The sequence below is a fragment of the Cellvibrio sp. genome, assembly GCF_039207905.1.
Lineage (GTDB): Bacteria > Pseudomonadota > Gammaproteobacteria > Pseudomonadales > Cellvibrionaceae > Cellvibrio.
The window spans coordinates 65,160-82,011 of the sequence record NZ_JBCECX010000020.1; the positions used below are offsets into that span (position 1 = coordinate 65,160).

Here is a 16,852-nt window from a genome sequence, read left to right on the forward strand (position 1 = left end):
CCACCATCTTTTTTTGAAGAATGAAGAGGCACTTATGAGTAAGATTGCATTGGTTACTGGCGGCAGCCGCGGTTTGGGTAAAAACACGGTGTTGGCTTTGGCTAAACAGGGTGTTGATGTGGTGTTCACCTACAACAGTAAACAGGCCGAAGCTGAAGCGGTAGTGGCCGAGGTTCAGGCGTTGGGCGTGCAAGCGGCGGCGCTGCAACTGGATGTGAGCAACAGTAAAAATTTCCCCGCATTCGCAGAGCAATTAGCGGTGCTGCTGAAATCAACATGGCAGCGCACTAGTTTTGATTTTTTAGTTAACAACGCCGGTATCGGGATTCACGCGAGTTTTGCTGAAACAACCGAAGAGCAATTTGATTTGCTGGTAAATATCCACCTCAAAGGTACATTTTTTCTCACGCAAAAATTATTGCCATTGATTAACGACGGCGGTCGTATCGTCAATATTTCCACCGGCCTCGCGCGCTTCAGTTTCCCGGGCTACGCCGCTTACGCTGCGATGAAAGGCGGCATTGAAGTATTGAGTCGCTACATGGCAAAAGAATTGGGCGCGCGCGGAATCGCAGTGAATGTGGTAGCGCCGGGTGCAATCGAAACGGATTTTGGCGGCGGTGTGGTGCGCGATAACGATCAACTAAACCAACAGATTGCATCAGCGACTGCGCTGGGGCGCGTGGGTGTTGCCGATGATATAGGCCCGATGATTGCGTCGCTGTTATCCGAAAGCAACCGCTGGATTAATGCGCAGCGTATCGAAGTGTCGGGTGGGATGATGTTGTAGTTTGATTTTACGAGTTATACATGATTGAAAATGTATAACTCGTGACGATGCTATTACTGCACCGGTTTTTCTGCTGCAAAATCTTTCAGCAATTGGATTGCCTGGCTGCAGGAAATTTCATCCAATAACAGTGTCATCTTGCCATCATTGTTTGTCGCCAGGGTTTCACTGGTACCGCACTTTTTATTCACCTCTTTCAATACTTCACTTACGGCTGTATCGGCGACATCGATTGATATTTTTTTATCGTCACCTTTATCCGGTGCCGCATTAACACAAATTGCCAGAACCAGACTGGTAAACAATATTGTGATACTCGCGGCTATATTGTGTTTAGGTGTTGTCTTTTTCTCATGCTTATTAAAAAGTCGGGTAATACGATTTAGTAATAATTTTTTACCGGTAATATTCATAGTCATTTTTTGATCGATATTCATCTCAGCAAGCTCCTTCAGTGTGTTGGCAAATAACAGTGGGTTTTGGTTTACAGCTACAGCAATATCATCACAAGCATGTTCACGCTCCTTATCCATTTGTGAGGCGATCCATAATAAAAATGGGTTAAAAAAGAAGATGGCTTTTATCAGTGTTTGTATTATTCCCAGCAAATAATCCTGCCTACGTATGTGCGCCAGCTCATGCAAGAGAATGGCTTCGATTTGCTGTTGGTCCATTCCCAGTAGCAATTTCATCGGCAGTAGCACTACTGGTTTTACATGGCCAATTACACAGGGAATTGTTGCTACTAATGAAATACGCAATTCGATTTTATTCGTGATTCCGATTTTCGTAGCAAGTTGCGCGAAGATGTGTTGCCATTTCACCGGAGTAGCCGTTAACGACTGGTTTTTTAACTGTTGGCAGGATTTGTACGCGCACAGTATTTTCATGCCGTAGACAATAACGCCGGTTAGCCACATGAGCGCAATGCTATCCATATGAGCATTTATGATATCGAGGATATCCAATACCTCAGGGCTATTTATCAATGGCTTTAGCGTGTGATTTTGTAGAGGACGTAAAATAATTTCGGTGCTGGCTTGCTGATAGTTATAGAAAGTTAACGCACTGGTAAATGTTGCTACTAAAATTCCGCCAAGCGCAATCAGATAGCGCGAGTTTGCACTTCCATACTTGTTGAAAAATAACAAAAGTGCGCAGCATGTAGCGATTAGCGCGTGCTGCCAGAGTGAATGCAACAGTGCCCAACCAAGGGAATTGATCCAATCCTGCTGCAGAAAATGTGCAGTGATGGGCATAGCTATTTCTCAATGCTGTCGAGAAAAGCTTTAATTTCATTCAATTCTTTTTTGGATACTTTTTTATTGCCAAGCAACTGCATAACCAGTTGTGACTTGGAGCCGCCAAATGCACTTTGCAATAATTTTTCCAGCATAGAACTTTGCGTATCTGCCTGTGCGATTTGCGGAAAATAAATATGGCTTTTCCCGTCCTTCTTGCGACCCAATAAACCTTTCTGCTCCATGATCTGCATGGTTTTCAAGGTGGTGGTGTAACCCACAGGCTTAAACTCACTGAGTTTGTCATTCACGGCTTGGACTTTTGCCTCGCCTAGCAGCCAAAGTACCTGCAATATCTCAAGTTCGGCGGGAGTTGGTGTAGTCATATCTGATTCCAAAAAGTGTTTTTATTCAATCTACGTAAGGCTTCGTAAAATAATATACGAAGATCTACGTAGTTGCAAATTTTTTGTTGGGAGTAGATAAACCGCAGGTAAGGGATGGCGATGGAGATTAGTAGTGTTAATATACGAAATGACAACGTTGTATTTAAAAACTACACATAATGGAATGGCAACAAATGATAAAGATATGGGTTAGACAATTTTTAGTTCTTGTAAGCGCAACGGCATTAATAGCATGTGGTGGCGGAGGTTCCAGTGGCGGTTCTGGCGGCGGTAAAACCAGTGTTGCCCCAGTAGTATCAAGCAGCTCGAGCTTGGCTAATTCATCATCTTCCAGCTCCGCACAGTCATCTGCAATAAATCTTAATCCTGCAGTAAAAATTCAATTTCCACGCACAGATGCACGCCCAATCATTGGTGGTTATGGCAATTTTACAGTGAGTGGCATTGCTTATGATGACAAAGGCATTAGAAGTGTTAGCGTCAATGGTGTTGCCGCTTCCTTAAATACCGCTCCGGTAGCTCAGAGTAGCGAGATTCCTGCCACTCACCCTTTCCTCATGAATTGGAGTGCAACAGTTAACTTATCTGAGGGTGATACACAGATAAAAGTTGATGTTACTGATAATGAAGGCGTGGTAGTAAAAAATGCAGCAGCCCCTTTAACTATTAGCAATTCTCATACGCCTATAGGCATGGTACTTGATGACATCAACGACCGCATGATTGGTGCTGTGCTATTTGGTCGAAATGTTGCGACAAATCTTAGCACCTTAACATCAGTGATGTTGCCGTATGCTGTATATGGTGATGGCGCGGTGATTAATAAAAATGCAACTGACATATATTCAACCAAGATAGTCGATGGTTTTTTGAAGCTTTATTCCAATAAAATTGCTACAGGTGTGGATAGCCTTGTTGCCAACTACAATTTGGGATTTGATCCAGAAAAGCATTATTGGATTGATAGCTATTCCGGCGCTATTTCATCAGATTCCCGATTCTACTTTGCTGCGGTCAGGTATGTTTTCCTTCAAGGTGTAGGTTCACCACAAATAAAAATTTTAAAGATTGATACCGGCAGTGGAGCTGTATCGGTTTTAGTAGGAGCAAATGCTGACGCAACATATAAAAATGTATCTAACATTCTTTATGTGGATAATTATCTGCTTGGTTTAAATGTCGATAATTACGAGAATAGTGAGCTGGTGAAAATCGATACTGAAACCGGTGAGCAATCAATCTTTATGTCGATGCCCCGGTTTGAAATGTTTTCGTTAAATAGTGATCGTACGGTTTTGTATGCACTTACTTACGATAAGTTTGCTGCTCTAAATCTTGTAGACAAAACAGTAGTTTCTAAAAGTTTTACATTGCAAGGAGAGGAATTTGAATTTCCACAATTTTCATACCTCCTGGTTGATCAAAAGCGAAACCGTCTGATCGTGTCCAGTACCGGTGTAAGCGACATAATCGCCGTTGACATTGCCACTGGCGAACGGAGCTTACTGGTTAAGAATGGTATTGGAGACGGCATTAGCCTGGTATGGCCTAACCAGCTTGAAGTTACCTCTGACGATAAATTTGCTTACGTATTTGATAGTCGTCAGATGGCAACTATTGCGCTTTCCAAAATAAACTTGTTAACAGGCAATCGTGAAACTATTTCAAATTTCAGCCACTACAATGATAGTCGAACTTCAGGGTTAGCATTGGATGAGCCGAATAATCGCATTTTCTTCGCGACAGATTTGACAATAGGCATTGTTGATCTCGGCACTGGATTGCAAAAAATAATTGCCAGTCCGGAAACTGGTCTTGGAGTCACTATGGAAGCCCTTGGGGCAATTGATGAGATAGTTTATGACAGTGAAAATCAGCGACTACTCGTTTCAAGTGCGACCAAAGGTTTTATTGTTGCGGTTGATCCTGTCACGCTAAAAAGAACAATTTTGTTCGACTCCACAATGGGTAGTGGTCCGACATTGAATGGGATTGCTAGTATGTCGTTGGATACTGCAGGAAAAAAATTATATCTATCTAATGATAACGGTGACGGTAAGAGTTCGATTTTAGCGATCAATATGGAAAGCGGAGAGCGCTCATTTGTGTTCGATAGATGTAATGACACAAATCGCGTGGAGCATACACTTCCTGTTTTAGGTGGTACGGTAGTGGAGTTGGATCGCCAAGGTAAAAAATTATATGTGATTGGTAGTAATGAGATTTTGGTTCACGATATTGCGAGCAATCAATGCAGTATCATTAATTCACCTGCTGATGATATTGCTATCTTGTCTGACTCTACATTGATTGGATTGTCTTCCGGGCTTTCACAAATTCATCCCGTTAGTGGATTGCGTGCAGTTTTATCGAAATAATAAGTTGATTTTGCCCATTAGGTTTCGTAATGGGCAAAATCAATAAAACTTAAAACTCCCCATCGCGCGCCATGCGCTCACGCTCTTTGCGGTCTTCCTCTTCTTCTTTGGCGTGTTCGATGATGCGCATCATAGTGGCGATGTCGGCATCGACATTGCTCTCGGCGAATTCACCAGTGAGTTTGCTATCGGGATGCAAATTGCCGTGCTCGAATAGATCCCACATTTCTTCCGCGTAGTGAGTGACTAACAAGTCGGGTGCGTACTGGCCAAAATAATCGCGCATATTATTTACATCGCGCGTGAGCATCATTTTAGCGCTGTTATTACCGGCAGCATTTACCGCTTGTGGCAAATCGATTACCACCGGACCTGAGTGATCAACCAATACATTGAATTCCGACAGGTCGCCGTGGACAAGACCGGCGCAGAGCATGCGCACAATTTCAACGATCATCTGCGCATGATATTCGCGTGCAGTTTCCGGATCGAAGGCAACGTCATCCAAGCGTGGTGCCGGGTCGCCGTCTTCATCAACGACCAGTTCCATCACCAGCACGCCCTCCACAAACCAATAGGGTTTAGGAACGCGGACACCAGCGTCAGCAAGGCGATAAAGTGCTTCGACTTCGGCATTAAGCCAGGCTTCTTCCGCTTCTTTCTGGCCGTAGCGAGTGCCTTTGGCCATGGCGCGTGCGCGGCGTGAGTTGCGCACGGTGCGCCCCTCTTGATATTGCACGGCTTGTTTGAAGCTGCGTTTTTTGGCTTCTTTGTACACTTTGGCGCAGCGGACTTCGTTGTTAGCGCGCACCACAAATACTTGCGCTTCCTTGCCGCTCATTAACGCATAGTAAACTTCGTCGATCAGGCCATCATTGACCAGAGATGCTAAGCGATCAGGTATTTTCATCAGTGCTCGGAACCAAATGTTCAGTTTCAGGATGGGGAATAGAGTCCCGCCATAATAACACCCTGATCCCGCTACTGGACAACCATTGCCAGAATGATGGCCGGTTAATGCTCGCGCACGAAGCGTTTGAGGCGCAGCAGCCAGCCGCGTTTTAAGTATTCGTTATAAAGCTGGTTTTTATTCCAGCCGATATGTGCGAAGAATCTTTCGCGATAAATCGCCAGATCCGGATTGGGCGTCTTGTGCAAGCTGCGCATATCGCGTGCGACACAGATGTGGGTTTTAACGCAGAAATAGGTAAAGTAAAAACGCGCGCGGCGCGATAGCTGCGGATAATAACGTAACCAGAGATCAAGCACGCCAGCGCAGGCAACTGACATGTCGTCGATTTTTTTCTGGCTGGAGCTGGAGAGAATGCTGCCGTCGCGCTGGCGATAAGCGACCCATACACTTGGCTGGTAGTAATAACTTTGCGCGCGCAGTGCGAGACGCGGTGTGACCACCATATCTTCCATTACCCGGCCTTCGGGGAAACGTAAATCCGCATCCCAGAGTGCGCGTTTGGAAATTTTCGACCAGATATGCAAATTGCGCTCTTTATAAATCCCCTCAAATAATGCGAGCGGATCAGTGAGCAATTTTTGTTTTGGTCCTGCAAAAGTCGCGGTGTGATTTTCTCCGCGCCAGATATGTTTTCGTGTCTGCCGTTCACGCCAGACACGAAAATCGCACATGACCAAATCTGGCGAAAACTGAAATGCAATTTGATGCAGCTCAGCGATTGCGCCGGGATGCAAGGCATCATCGGAATCGAGAAACCAGACGTATTCGCCGCGTGCGTGATCGAGCAGTGTATTGCGCGCAGCACTTAAACCGCGATTATATTCATGGCGTAAAATAGTAATCGAATTGCCATATTCCTCTGCAAAGTCTTGCAGAAGTTGATGCGAGTTATCGGTTGAGCAATCGTCCAGGGTAATGACTTCGACACCGGGAATGATTTGTGCCGCTACAGATTCAAGGCACTCGCGCAGAAAGGGGCCGACGTTATAGACAGGGATTAAAATGCTTAACCAGGGGGCAGTAGTTTTAGTCACAATCAATTACACCTTTCGCTCAACCGTTATCCAATACTAGCTGTTCGTTAAGTGCGGCAGGCGCAGATTGTTGTACTGCAAAAAATAATTGTTCGTAGCGGTTTGCCATACGCGCCAGCGAAAATTCGGTCTGTGCACGTTGGCGTCCCTGCAATGCCAGCACTTGTGCGTAGGTTGGATTGTTTAATAACAATTCAATTGCATCGGCGAGTGCGTGGGCACATTGGGGTTTTACCAAAAGGCCATCATTGCTGTGGTTGATCATTTCTTTTACGCCCACAACAGCCGAGCCAATAACTGCACAACCGGCAGCCATACCTTCAGCCAACGCCAAAGGCATGCCTTCATAGCGCGTGCTTAACACGCAAATCTGGTGGCGCATCAATAAAAACGGCAAGTTGCCACAGTGTCCGGCAAAATGAATTTGCTCATTGAGTTGTAACTCATCGACCAATTGTTTTGCTTTTGCTATATGACGTTTATTTCCCGCGCCTGCAAAAAATACCGGCGGGCAAATATTTTTCTCGCGCAGTAATGCAATCGCGCGAATCAATGTTTCATGATCTTTTTGCTTTGCAAAACGAGCGGGCATGATAATGCCGGGAATACGATCGATCAGTGGTGTTGCATCGGCTTGCGTGTAATCTGCTAATTGGATGCCGTTATTGATTGCATCGACTTTGTGCGCAGGAAAACCCAACTCCAACAAGCGCATACGCACGCCTTCCGAGCAGCCGATAATTTTATCGGTGTAGTTGGCGAGCCAACGCGCTTGTAGCAAACGGAACGGCGTATAGCGTTCACGGGAATTGTGCTCAACATGAATCAAATGCGGAACACGTGCGAGCAAACCGGCGTAGCGTCCCCAGAGGTGCTCGCTAAAACCGTGGGTGACAACTATATCCGGTTGGTATTCGCGGCAGAGGCGCATCAATTCTACAATCGTTGCCAGATGTGACCAGCCGGCGACCAATTTGAGTGAAATTCCCTCGCGCTGCAGTTGTGCAACTCGCTCCATATCAGTGGAGGATTTTTTGCGTAACACCAGCATGGATGAAAACGCCGGATTGTGTTTCGCTGCGCGAATGATATCAATCGCCACTTTGGTTGAGCCGGTAAATCCGCCCGTCACAAAGTGCATGACCTTTAGCGGCTGGTGGCCGGGTGCCTGATTATCCGGCAGGAACTGTTCGGCATTAACCGGTACAAGTGGGGAGTTCATAGCATAAACCGCAGGTAAAATAAGGTGGGTTGCGGCTGGTATTAGAGGAGCACAACCCTGTTGGGCGCGATTATAAAAACATCCCGTAGTGGAAGTTGTGAAAGTTTGTGCGGTGATGGCGACGGACGAAGGAACAAAAAAGCGCGCCGGGTGATGGGCGCGCTGTTGTTTAACAAGCATTTATACCGATGTTAATTCGTAAGATCAGCCTAAATGGGTAAATACTTTTGCAAGAAGTTTTCCATGGCTTCAAACGTTTGTTGGCGATCCGGCAAATAATCCAGATAGTGAGTGCCATCCTCCAACTCTACATACTGGTAAACCTTGCCTTCATCTTTCAGTGCGTCAGCCATGATACGGCTTTGCACAACAGGTACGGTGGTATCGTCCTTACCATGAATTAGCAGGATTGGGATTTTTACTTTTTCGGCCATACGCGCTGGTGAAGTTTCTTTTAGCTGCGCTTTATCTTCACCATATTGTTTGCGGGCGGTATTTTTGTTGGTGAAGTTACGACGGTATTCATTCATTTTGATCAGGTCTGACATGCCTGCAAAGCTGATTGCACATTGAAATAAATCCGGAGTCTTGGTTGCTCCCATTAGCGCTGCATAACCACCGTAGCTGGCACCGACGATGCAGACCTTTTTCGGATCAGCAATTTTTTGCTCAACCAGATATTTCACTGCATCTTCCAAATCGTCCTGCATTTCCAATCCGTAACCGCCGACTGCCTGCATCATAAAATCATGGCCGTAGCCTGATGAGCCGCGAAAGTTGGGTTGGAACACCACGTAACCGCGGTTCGCCATATAGGTGGAAAACATATCAAAATCTTTTCCATCTTCAGCCATAGGGCCGCCATGGGGAAGGATGATAGTGGCGGTTGGTTTGTTTTTGAAATTTTTTGGAATTGATAAAAAACCTTCCAACTCTAAACCATCGCGGGCTTTGTAAGTGCGCGACTCTTTTTCCACTAACACTTCTTTGGTTAACGCCGGATAAGTTGATGCAATAGGCACAAGGCTTTTTTCATCGCGATCACCGAAAAAATAAGTACCGGGGTTGGTATTGTTGGTGTTGAACATGACGTATTTGCGTCCATCGTCGCTCATGCTACCAATATAATTGCGCGAGCCAGCCAGTGCTTTATCCAATCCAGCCTGAAATGCTTTGAATTCTTTATTCCAGAACACACTTTTGGAATTGCCGTCATTGTAGTAAAGCCCTACTACCTGTTTCAGGGAGGTGGAATAAATCAAACGGCCGGTAACATCGTAATCGGGATCACTCAGCATTAATTCGCGCGGATAACCGGGTTTGGATAAATCGACTTTGTACAACGCTTGGCGACCTTCATGATCGGCAAAAATAAATAATTCATTTGGATCATTACCAAAACCGGCGATGCCAATATCCGGCTCGTCGAATACCACATATTCCCAAGCCACTACCCATTTTTGTGTCGCGTTATCCAAAATTTTGTAGGTAACTTTGCGTTGTTTATCATCATAGTGTTCACCGATGCGCACATTGCCTGAGCGGTCGGCATACCAGGAGCGCACGCTGGTTGAGTGTTTTTTCACGCGCTTTAATTTGCCCGTGTACACATTGGCTTTGTAAACAGTTTGGTGCAAGGGCATCTCGCGATCCACGCTCAATAATACGTGATCGTCATCATCAGGCAGGAAGCTGATAATGTTGTCCTGGTATTGGCTCACCCAGCCATCTGCATCTTCATCCGGCTTTACCAGCGTAATCATTTTGCCTGGTTTTTTTGCATCGGTTGCCAGCAAGCGTGTTTGCATATATTTCACGCCGTTGGGCATGCGGCTATCAAAACGCAAGCTCATCAACAGGCGATCGTTGTTGGCCCAAGTCACCCAATTAAATTTAAATTGTTTGTTATCGGTTTTGGTTGGATAAAATGTTTTGCCCGTAGCAAGTTCAAGCACCATCACCACGGTATCGCCACCGACATTTTTCAATGCCAGCAAATGGGTACCATCGGGTGATAATTCGATATCTTCGATCATCGCGTCATTGTAAAAAACGCTGAGCGGCAACGGGACGTGCTTTGAAGCTGCATCGGCAGCATTAACCGGTGCGATGGCAAAAGCTAAAACCAGTGCAGTAAGCGCCGTTAAAGCGCGTCTGGCGAGAGGGGGCATGTGCATCTCTGTGTCCTTTGTTTATTGCTATTTATTGTGTGAATCCGGCAGGTTCAATCCTTGGGCATGGGGCTCCATGAGCAATCCGCTCTTATTTGGGTTCCTGTCACAAGCAATACAAAGCTGCACGATGCAAGTATAAGCTGCCTTTAGGCGCCATTCCACTGATCCAGGGCAAGGTATTTGGGGGAGTGCTAAATTAAGTTTGATTTAAGCAAGCATGGTTAGCCTGATCATCGTTAAGTCACTTTTTATTCATTGATTCAGGAGCTTTACCATGAAAACTATCTCTAAATGCTTGTTATTGTCTGGTCTTGTTACTTTCACCCTGGGTGCGCAAGCGCGTGATTTGGGGCCGGATGAGGCGCTTAAATTGCGCGATGCTGGTACCATTCAATCTTTCGAGAAATTGAATGAAATCGCGCTAAAGCAGCATCCCGGCGGCACTGTTCGTGAAACCGAGCTGGAAAACGAATGGGGCCGTTACATTTACCAATTGGAAGTGATCGATTCCAAAGGTGTTGAGTGGGATCTGGAATTGGATGCAGCTACCGGCGAAGTTTTGAAAAACCATCAGGATCATTAATCGTTAATTGATGAAACCCATGCGACTACTACTGCGAATTACCGCTTATGTCTGTCTCACCGCGTTGACGCTTGGCGTCAGCGCGCGTGACTTATCGCAAGACGAAGCGCTGCGCCTGCGCGAACAGGGCCGCATTATTCCGTTGGAAAAATTATTGGAGTTGGTCGCCCAGCGTCATCCGCAAGCCAGCCTGCTGGAAGTGGAATTGGAAGAAGATGACGACATTTATATTTACGAAGTTGAACTCGCCACACGCGATGGAGTGGTGCGTGAACTCGAATTTGATGCACACACTGGCACTGTATTGAAAGACGAGGAAGACGATTAATGCGGTTGTTAATCGTGGAAGACAATGTTGCACTAGCCGATGAATTGGTGGCGGATTTGCAGCGCACCGGTTACGCCGTGGATTGGCTCGCCGATGGTCGCGATGCGCTTTATCAAGGTGCAAGTGAACCCTATGATTTAATCCTGCTCGATTTGGGTTTGCCCGGCAAATCCGGTTTGGATATTTTGCGCGAATGGCGCGCAACCGGCATGAATCGCCCGGTGTTGATTCTCACTGCGCGCGATCATTGGGCGGAGCGAATTGATGGTTTAAAAGCCGGCGCCGATGATTACCTCACTAAACCATTTCATCCCGAAGAATTACAACTGCGCATTCAGGCGCTGTTGCGCCGCGCGCACGGACAAGTTAACCAACCGCAATTGGATGTTGCCGGATTGCAGTTGGATGAAGCGCATCAAGTTGTGATAAAAAACGGCACTGCAATTGAGTTAACCGCAGCAGAATTCAGTTTGCTGCGTTATTTCATGTTGCACAGCGGAAAAATTATTTCTAAAAGCCAATTGAATGATCATCTTTACGATGGCGAAAGCGAGCGCGATTCCAACGTTATTGAAGTGCACGTCAATCACCTGCGCAGCAAATTGGGTAAAACGGCTATCGAAACCAAGCGCGGCCAGGGCTATCGCTTTCTCGGTATCGATAATCCATGAGCCGCCTGTTTAACTCAATCCAGCAGCGACTCAGTATCAGTTTGATTGCGGTACTGATTTTGGTGGGATTGGTGTTTGCGCAAATGAGTTTGTGGTTGTTCGATCAGGGTTTGCGCCGCTATCTTGAAAATCATTTGCACAATGAAACCGAATTATTAGTTGCTGCACTGGCGCGCGGTGCCAACAATATCGAACTCGATCAGCGCCGCATTTCCGCCGCTTACAATCGCCCTTTCTCCGGTCATTATTTCGCGATTGATCTGGATGGCCAGCAGTGGCGCTCGCGTTCGTCGTGGGATTTTGCATTGCCTGAACCGGCAGTTGCAGGTTTGATGGATGAATTAGCCGATGGCCCACAAGAACAGCAATTATTAATTGTACGCGCCGATTATCGCCGCTTTGGCAAAAATATTTTGATTGTGGTTGCGCAAGATTACACACCCATGTTGGAGAGCTTCCGCCGTGTGCAATGGATGGCGGGTGGTTTGGGTTTGGGTGCATTAATTTTATTAGTATTATTGCAGCGTTATCTGGTGGCGCGCGCGCTACAACCGCTCGAACAAGTACGCGAACAAATTGCGCAATTACAACAAGGGCAGCGTTCAACCCTGGATGCAAAAGTGCCGCAAGAATTGCAGCCATTAGTGCAGCAAATCAATCATCTGTTACAGCATACTGAAGATACACTCACCCGCTCGCGCAATGCGTTGGGCAATCTCGGTCACGCCTTAAAAACTCCGCTCGCAATTTTATTCAGCCTCGCCAATCGTCAGGAATTAAATCACCATCTGGAATTGCGTGAGAGTTTACGCAACCAACTTGAACATATGCAGCAGCGTATCAGCCGCGAATTGGGGCGTGCACGGCTCGCGGGTGAAGCATTGCCCGGCGCCTATTTTGATTGCGCGGCAGAACTTCCTGATTTAGTAAGTACGCTGGCGCAAATTCATGGGTGCAATTTATCGATCAAATGGTCAGCGCCGGATAATTTACGTCTGCCGTGGGATCGCGAAGATATTTTGGAGCTGCTCGGTAATCTGCTCGACAACGCCAGCAAGTGGGCGCTGCACAATGTGCAACTTACGATTACGCAGAGTGATAATGATTTTATCCTGACGATTGATGATGACGGCCCCGGCATCGCCGCGGAATTGCGCGAGCAAGTTGTTGCGCGCGGAGCGCGCATTGATGAACATATCCAGGGCCACGGTCTGGGGTTGGGAATCGTGCGCGATATTGTGGAGCACTGCAAAGGTGACTTCAGTTTGCACGACAGCCCACTCGGTGGGCTACAGGTTGTAATTCGTCTACCCGCCCCCAAATCCTGAACCGGCTTTCCCGTGGTCTATCATTAGTCATAGTCCTAATGGTTCACCTATCTCCTATTCCCAATCAATTTCCACAGAAGAATATTCTATGCGTGGCATGCATACCTCCGGCCTATCTGTTCATCCCAACAATGAAGCGCGCACGACCAGTGCGAAAATGAATTTGCGCCAGAGCATGGCTTATTTATTACCTTACTTGTGGGATTTTAAAGGCCGGGTGCTATTGGCTATAGCGGCGTTGCTTGCGGCCAAAGGTGCAACCCTGGTAATGCCCTGGGCGCTCAAGCATATTATTGACGGTGTTGACCGCAGCATTGCCCCGGAATTAGCACTGCCTGCTTTTTTTATTTTGTTTTACGGTGCATTGCGGTTTGCCAGTGTATTTTTTGGCGAAGTGCGCGATGCATTATTCAGCCGTGTTACCGAGCACGCAATGCGCAAAATTGGATTGCGGGTGTTCAATCATTTGCATTCCCTTGAACTGGCGTTCCATCTTGACCGCGCTACTGGCGGTATCAGCCGCGATATAGAGCGCGGTACTAACGGCATTAGTTTTTTGATGCGCTTTCTAATGTTCAATATTGTTCCCACCCTGTTTGAAATTATTATGGTGGCGATAATTTTTGCCGCGGCGTTTTCAATCTGGTACGCGGTAATAACTCTGGTTGCGGTTGTTATCTATGTGGTGTTTACCATTTACACCACAGAGTGGCGCAATAAATTTGTGCGTGAAGCCAATCAGGCAGATTCATCTACCAGCACCCGTGCGATTGATTCACTGCTCAATTATGAAACGGTTAAATATTTTAATAATGAACAACACGAAGCTGATACTTACGATAAATTTCTCGCCAATTGGGAAAATGCCAAACTAAAAAATCGTATGTCGCTGCTCGCGCTCAACTCGGGCCAGGCATTGATTATTGCACTGGCAATGACCGCAATGATGTGGATGGCAGCGCAGAGTGTGCTCGATAAAGAAATGACGCTGGGTGATTTGGCAATGATTAACGCCTATATGATCCAGTTGTTTATCCCGCTTAATTTTCTCGGTTTTGTGTATCGCGAAATTCGCCGCTCGCTGACTGATTTGGAAAATATGTTGGCGCTGCTCAAGCGCAACCCCACCATTTCTGACAGTGCTGATGCGCAGCCCTTACAGATCCATAAAGGTGCGATTGAATTCCAACAGGTAGAGTTTGGTTATCATGCCGAGCGCCCTATCCTCAAACAATTTAACTTGCAGATTCCCGCAGGAGCCAAGGTAGCAATTGTCGGATCGTCCGGTGCAGGTAAAAGTACATTGTCGCGCTTGCTCTATCGTTTCTACGATATTAATTCCGGTAGCATCCAGATTGACGGACAGGATATTCGTGCGCTAACGCTTGATAGTTTGCGGCGCGCTATCGCCATAGTGCCGCAAGATACGGTGCTATTTAATAGCAGCATCCGCGACAATATCGCCTACGGCAATCCGCAGGCGAGCGACGAACAAATTGATCGTGCAATAAAAATGGCGCATCTGGAGCAATTTATTAACAGCTTGCCAGAAGGCGATAAAACTTTAGTAGGCGAGCGCGGGTTAAAAGTATCGGGCGGTGAAAAACAGCGCATCGCTATTGCGCGGGTGTTATTGAAAGGGTCGCCAATTTTAATTTTTGATGAAGCGACCAGCGCACTGGACTCCAATTCTGAAGCGGCGATTCTCACTGCAATGCGTGAAGTGGCGAGTGGTCATACGACTTTGGTTATTGCACATCGCTTATCAACGGTAGTGGATGCTGACCAGATTATCGTGCTGGATGCCGGCGCCGTTGTCGAACAGGGAACGCACACAGAGTTATTAGCACAACAGGGTAAATACGCGCAGATGTGGGCGATGCAATTACAGGAAGGGGAATAAACGCGTGTCAGCTGTAAATAGATCGTAAGAGATAATTTTTTTAACGGGATATAACCGGGCCAGTAATTCGGCCCGGTTAACAACATCTTAGTTCTTGGTTGCTTCTTCTACTTTTTCTTGTGCAGTTTCAGCAGCGTTCTCGATAGTTGCAGCTGCATCAGCAGCGCCTTCTTGAATCGCTTCGCCAGTTGCTTCTGCAGTATCAGCTGCATCGGCTTTCAATTCAGCAGCGGCATCGCCAACATCGTTTGCTGCTTCTTGCAAGGTGTCACCTGCTTGTTCCAACTTTTCTGCTGCAGCATCTTTTGCTTCAACAGCTGCTTCTTTTACTGCTTCAGTGGTAGTTTGTGGCTCTTCTTTAGCACAAGCAGTCAACAGACCTGCAGCTACCAATAACGTTGCCAGTGTGTGGATGATTTTCATTGTGTAATCCTTATGATTGATGTGTGAATAGATTGCCTAAACAGCAAGCAGTATGGTTGCCAGCTATACAGCTTGTGATGCTTGTTATAGCTGCATGGCAGAGTCTATACCCAACGGCATAACGATTAAAGAATTAATCCCGCAAAACGGAGCCAAAAAGGTGCAGTCGGGTGTTTGATTGCCCCTTTTTGTGCAGTTTTTATCGATAGTCTGTGCGCTGGCTAGCTGTGCTTGCCGTAACCGGCTTTGCGCGCATCAAAATGTGTTTGGTTCATCAGGTCGATTCCGCAGGCCAGTCCGCTAATCCAATCGAGAAAACGCTGCACCATTTCCTGCCCGACAAATGGACTACCATGCTGGGGCACAATCATTTCAACATCCATTTCGCGAACCATACTTGCCCATAAACGACAGGCTTTGTTGCTCGCCATATAGCGCTGATGGAAGCCGTGCATATGAGGAATGTGCGCATCAAAATCAGTAACCGGTTGTTCGGCGTGATCCTCAATCAGCGATGCGCCCATATCGCCGCTGAATAAAATTTTGCTCACCGGATCGTAAAAATGAAAATTGCCAACCGAGTGAAGAAAGTGTGCAGGCAACACAATAATTTCGCTGCGACCAAAACGAATTGAACCGCCTTTGTCGGGCATGGCGATGATGCGTTCATCAAGATTGTGATTGAGTTGCTGGGTGATAAATTGCGAAGCCAAGTGTGGCAGAAATCGCGACCAGAGTTTGGAGGTGACAACCTGGCATTGGGTGTACATCATCCAGCGCGGCAGTGAAGCGATAATATCCGGGTCCTGGTGCGATGCAAAAATATAATCGAGCTGGCTGGTTTTAACGCGTTTGCCCAATTCAATATTGAGCGGGGTGTAAGTCAAATCACCACCGGGATCGATCAATGCAGCGCGGCCGTTATCGATAATTAAAAACTGGTTGGCCTGAATTCCCTCTCCTGTCACCAGATCAGAAAACTGAATGCACTGGTGTCCGTCTTTGTTGTATAAAAAGTGGGCTTTGTCGCGCGTAGTTAATGCCTGGTTCATGCAGGTAGAATCCCGATTGCAAAACGACCAGCATAGGTGTTTTAACAAAGGGCGACTTGACCAGTATCAAGTGCAGCGCAAAAAGAGGTAAACAGTCGGCGCTATTAAAATGAAGTGCGCAAATAAAGTTGTTCTACTTTTTCGCGCGCCCAAGGTGTTTTGCGCAAAAACTTTAAGCTGGATTTTACACTCGGGTCGCTCTGGAAACAGCGAATGTTAATTAACTCGCCGAGTTCTTCCCAGCCGTAGTGTTCAGCAAGACGCGTGACAATGGTTTCCAACGTAAGGCCATGCAGTGGATTATTTTTTTGTTCAGTCATGGATTATTTTCCTCTGTTATCGATA

The 16,852-nt window shown here is 46.6% G+C and carries 16 protein-coding genes; 7 read left to right on the forward strand and 9 right to left on the reverse strand.

All coding sequences use genetic code 11. The annotated features are described in order from the left end of the window. The first annotated feature begins 34 nt into the window (after positions 1–34). A complete protein-coding gene (locus tag AAGC78_RS13490) occupies positions 35–790 on the forward strand; it encodes an SDR family NAD(P)-dependent oxidoreductase (RefSeq protein WP_435784614.1) in 756 nt (251 codons plus the stop codon). Between the two features lie 53 nt (positions 791–843). Here AAGC78_RS13490 and AAGC78_RS13495 read toward each other — a convergent pair whose 3' ends face one another. Together AAGC78_RS13495 and AAGC78_RS13500 are read right to left on the reverse strand one after the other, a co-directional pair. Continuing rightward, entirely contained in the window at positions 844–2,049 is a 1,206-nt protein-coding gene (locus AAGC78_RS13495) for a M56 family metallopeptidase (RefSeq protein ID WP_435784615.1), read from the reverse strand. Between the two features lie 2 nt (positions 2,050–2,051). Then, positions 2,052–2,417, reverse strand: a complete 366-nt coding sequence (locus AAGC78_RS13500) for a BlaI/MecI/CopY family transcriptional regulator (RefSeq protein WP_435784616.1) — start codon at positions 2,415–2,417, stop codon at positions 2,052–2,054. Between the two features lie 194 nt (positions 2,418–2,611). Here AAGC78_RS13500 and AAGC78_RS13505 point away from each other — a divergent pair, with 194 nt between their 5' ends. Next, positions 2,612–4,816 (forward strand): YncE family protein, encoded by a 2,205-nt coding sequence (locus AAGC78_RS13505; RefSeq protein WP_435784617.1) that lies wholly within the window; start codon positions 2,612–2,614, stop codon positions 4,814–4,816. A 49-nt stretch (positions 4,817–4,865) separates the two neighbouring features. Here AAGC78_RS13505 and AAGC78_RS13510 read toward each other — a convergent pair whose 3' ends face one another. From AAGC78_RS13510 to AAGC78_RS13525, 4 genes are all read right to left on the reverse strand, one after another. After that, a complete protein-coding gene (locus AAGC78_RS13510; RefSeq protein WP_435784618.1) occupies positions 4,866–5,726 on the reverse strand; it encodes a PA4780 family RIO1-like protein kinase in 861 nt (286 codons plus the stop codon). Between the two features lie 104 nt (positions 5,727–5,830). Continuing rightward, on the reverse strand, positions 5,831–6,823 hold the full coding sequence (locus AAGC78_RS13515) for a glycosyltransferase family 2 protein (protein ID WP_435784619.1): 993 nt from the start codon (positions 6,821–6,823) through the stop codon (positions 5,831–5,833). A 19-nt stretch (positions 6,824–6,842) separates the two neighbouring features. After that, complete coding sequence (locus AAGC78_RS13520; protein ID WP_435784620.1) at positions 6,843–8,045, reverse strand: glycosyltransferase; 1,203 nt, start codon at positions 8,043–8,045, stop codon at positions 6,843–6,845. 209 nt (positions 8,046–8,254) lie between these two features. Further along, positions 8,255–10,222, reverse strand: coding sequence for an alpha/beta hydrolase family protein (locus AAGC78_RS13525; RefSeq protein ID WP_435784621.1), 1,968 nt, complete (start codon positions 10,220–10,222; stop codon positions 8,255–8,257). A 271-nt stretch (positions 10,223–10,493) separates the two neighbouring features. On the opposite strand from AAGC78_RS13525, the gene AAGC78_RS13530 reads away from it, so the two are divergent. From AAGC78_RS13530 to AAGC78_RS13550, 5 genes are all read left to right on the forward strand, one after another. Then, entirely contained in the window at positions 10,494–10,802 is a 309-nt protein-coding gene (locus tag AAGC78_RS13530; protein ID WP_435784622.1) for a PepSY domain-containing protein, read from the forward strand. A 19-nt stretch (positions 10,803–10,821) separates the two neighbouring features. Next, entirely contained in the window at positions 10,822–11,130 is a 309-nt protein-coding gene (locus AAGC78_RS13535) for a PepSY domain-containing protein (RefSeq protein ID WP_435784623.1), read from the forward strand. Continuing rightward, complete coding sequence (locus AAGC78_RS13540) at positions 11,130–11,801, forward strand: response regulator transcription factor (RefSeq protein ID WP_435784624.1); 672 nt, start codon at positions 11,130–11,132, stop codon at positions 11,799–11,801. The genes AAGC78_RS13535 and AAGC78_RS13540 overlap by 1 nt, the downstream gene beginning before the upstream one ends. Then, the gene (locus tag AAGC78_RS13545; RefSeq protein ID WP_435784625.1) at positions 11,798–13,129 is read left to right on the forward strand and encodes an ATP-binding protein; all 1,332 of its coding nucleotides are present in this window, start codon (positions 11,798–11,800) and stop codon (positions 13,127–13,129) included. Before AAGC78_RS13540 ends, AAGC78_RS13545 begins: the two co-directional genes overlap by 4 nt. Before the next feature lie 88 nt (positions 13,130–13,217). Next, on the forward strand, positions 13,218–15,032 hold the full coding sequence (locus AAGC78_RS13550) for an ABCB family ABC transporter ATP-binding protein/permease (protein WP_435784626.1): 1,815 nt from the start codon (positions 13,218–13,220) through the stop codon (positions 15,030–15,032). A gap of 87 nt (positions 15,033–15,119) precedes the next feature. Here AAGC78_RS13550 and AAGC78_RS13555 read toward each other — a convergent pair whose 3' ends face one another. From AAGC78_RS13555 to AAGC78_RS13565, 3 genes are all read right to left on the reverse strand, one after another. After that, positions 15,120–15,455 carry a hypothetical protein gene (locus tag AAGC78_RS13555; RefSeq protein WP_435784627.1) on the reverse strand — a complete coding sequence of 112 codons (336 nt, stop codon included), beginning with the start codon at positions 15,453–15,455 and terminating at the stop codon, positions 15,120–15,122. Positions 15,456–15,676: 221 nt separating this feature from the next. Beyond that, positions 15,677–16,507 (reverse strand): MBL fold metallo-hydrolase, encoded by an 831-nt coding sequence (locus tag AAGC78_RS13560; RefSeq protein WP_435784628.1) that lies wholly within the window; start codon positions 16,505–16,507, stop codon positions 15,677–15,679. 104 nt (positions 16,508–16,611) lie between these two features. Then, the gene (locus AAGC78_RS13565; protein WP_435784629.1) at positions 16,612–16,827 is read right to left on the reverse strand and encodes a VF530 family DNA-binding protein; all 216 of its coding nucleotides are present in this window, start codon (positions 16,825–16,827) and stop codon (positions 16,612–16,614) included. Positions 16,828–16,852: the final 25 nt, after the last annotated feature.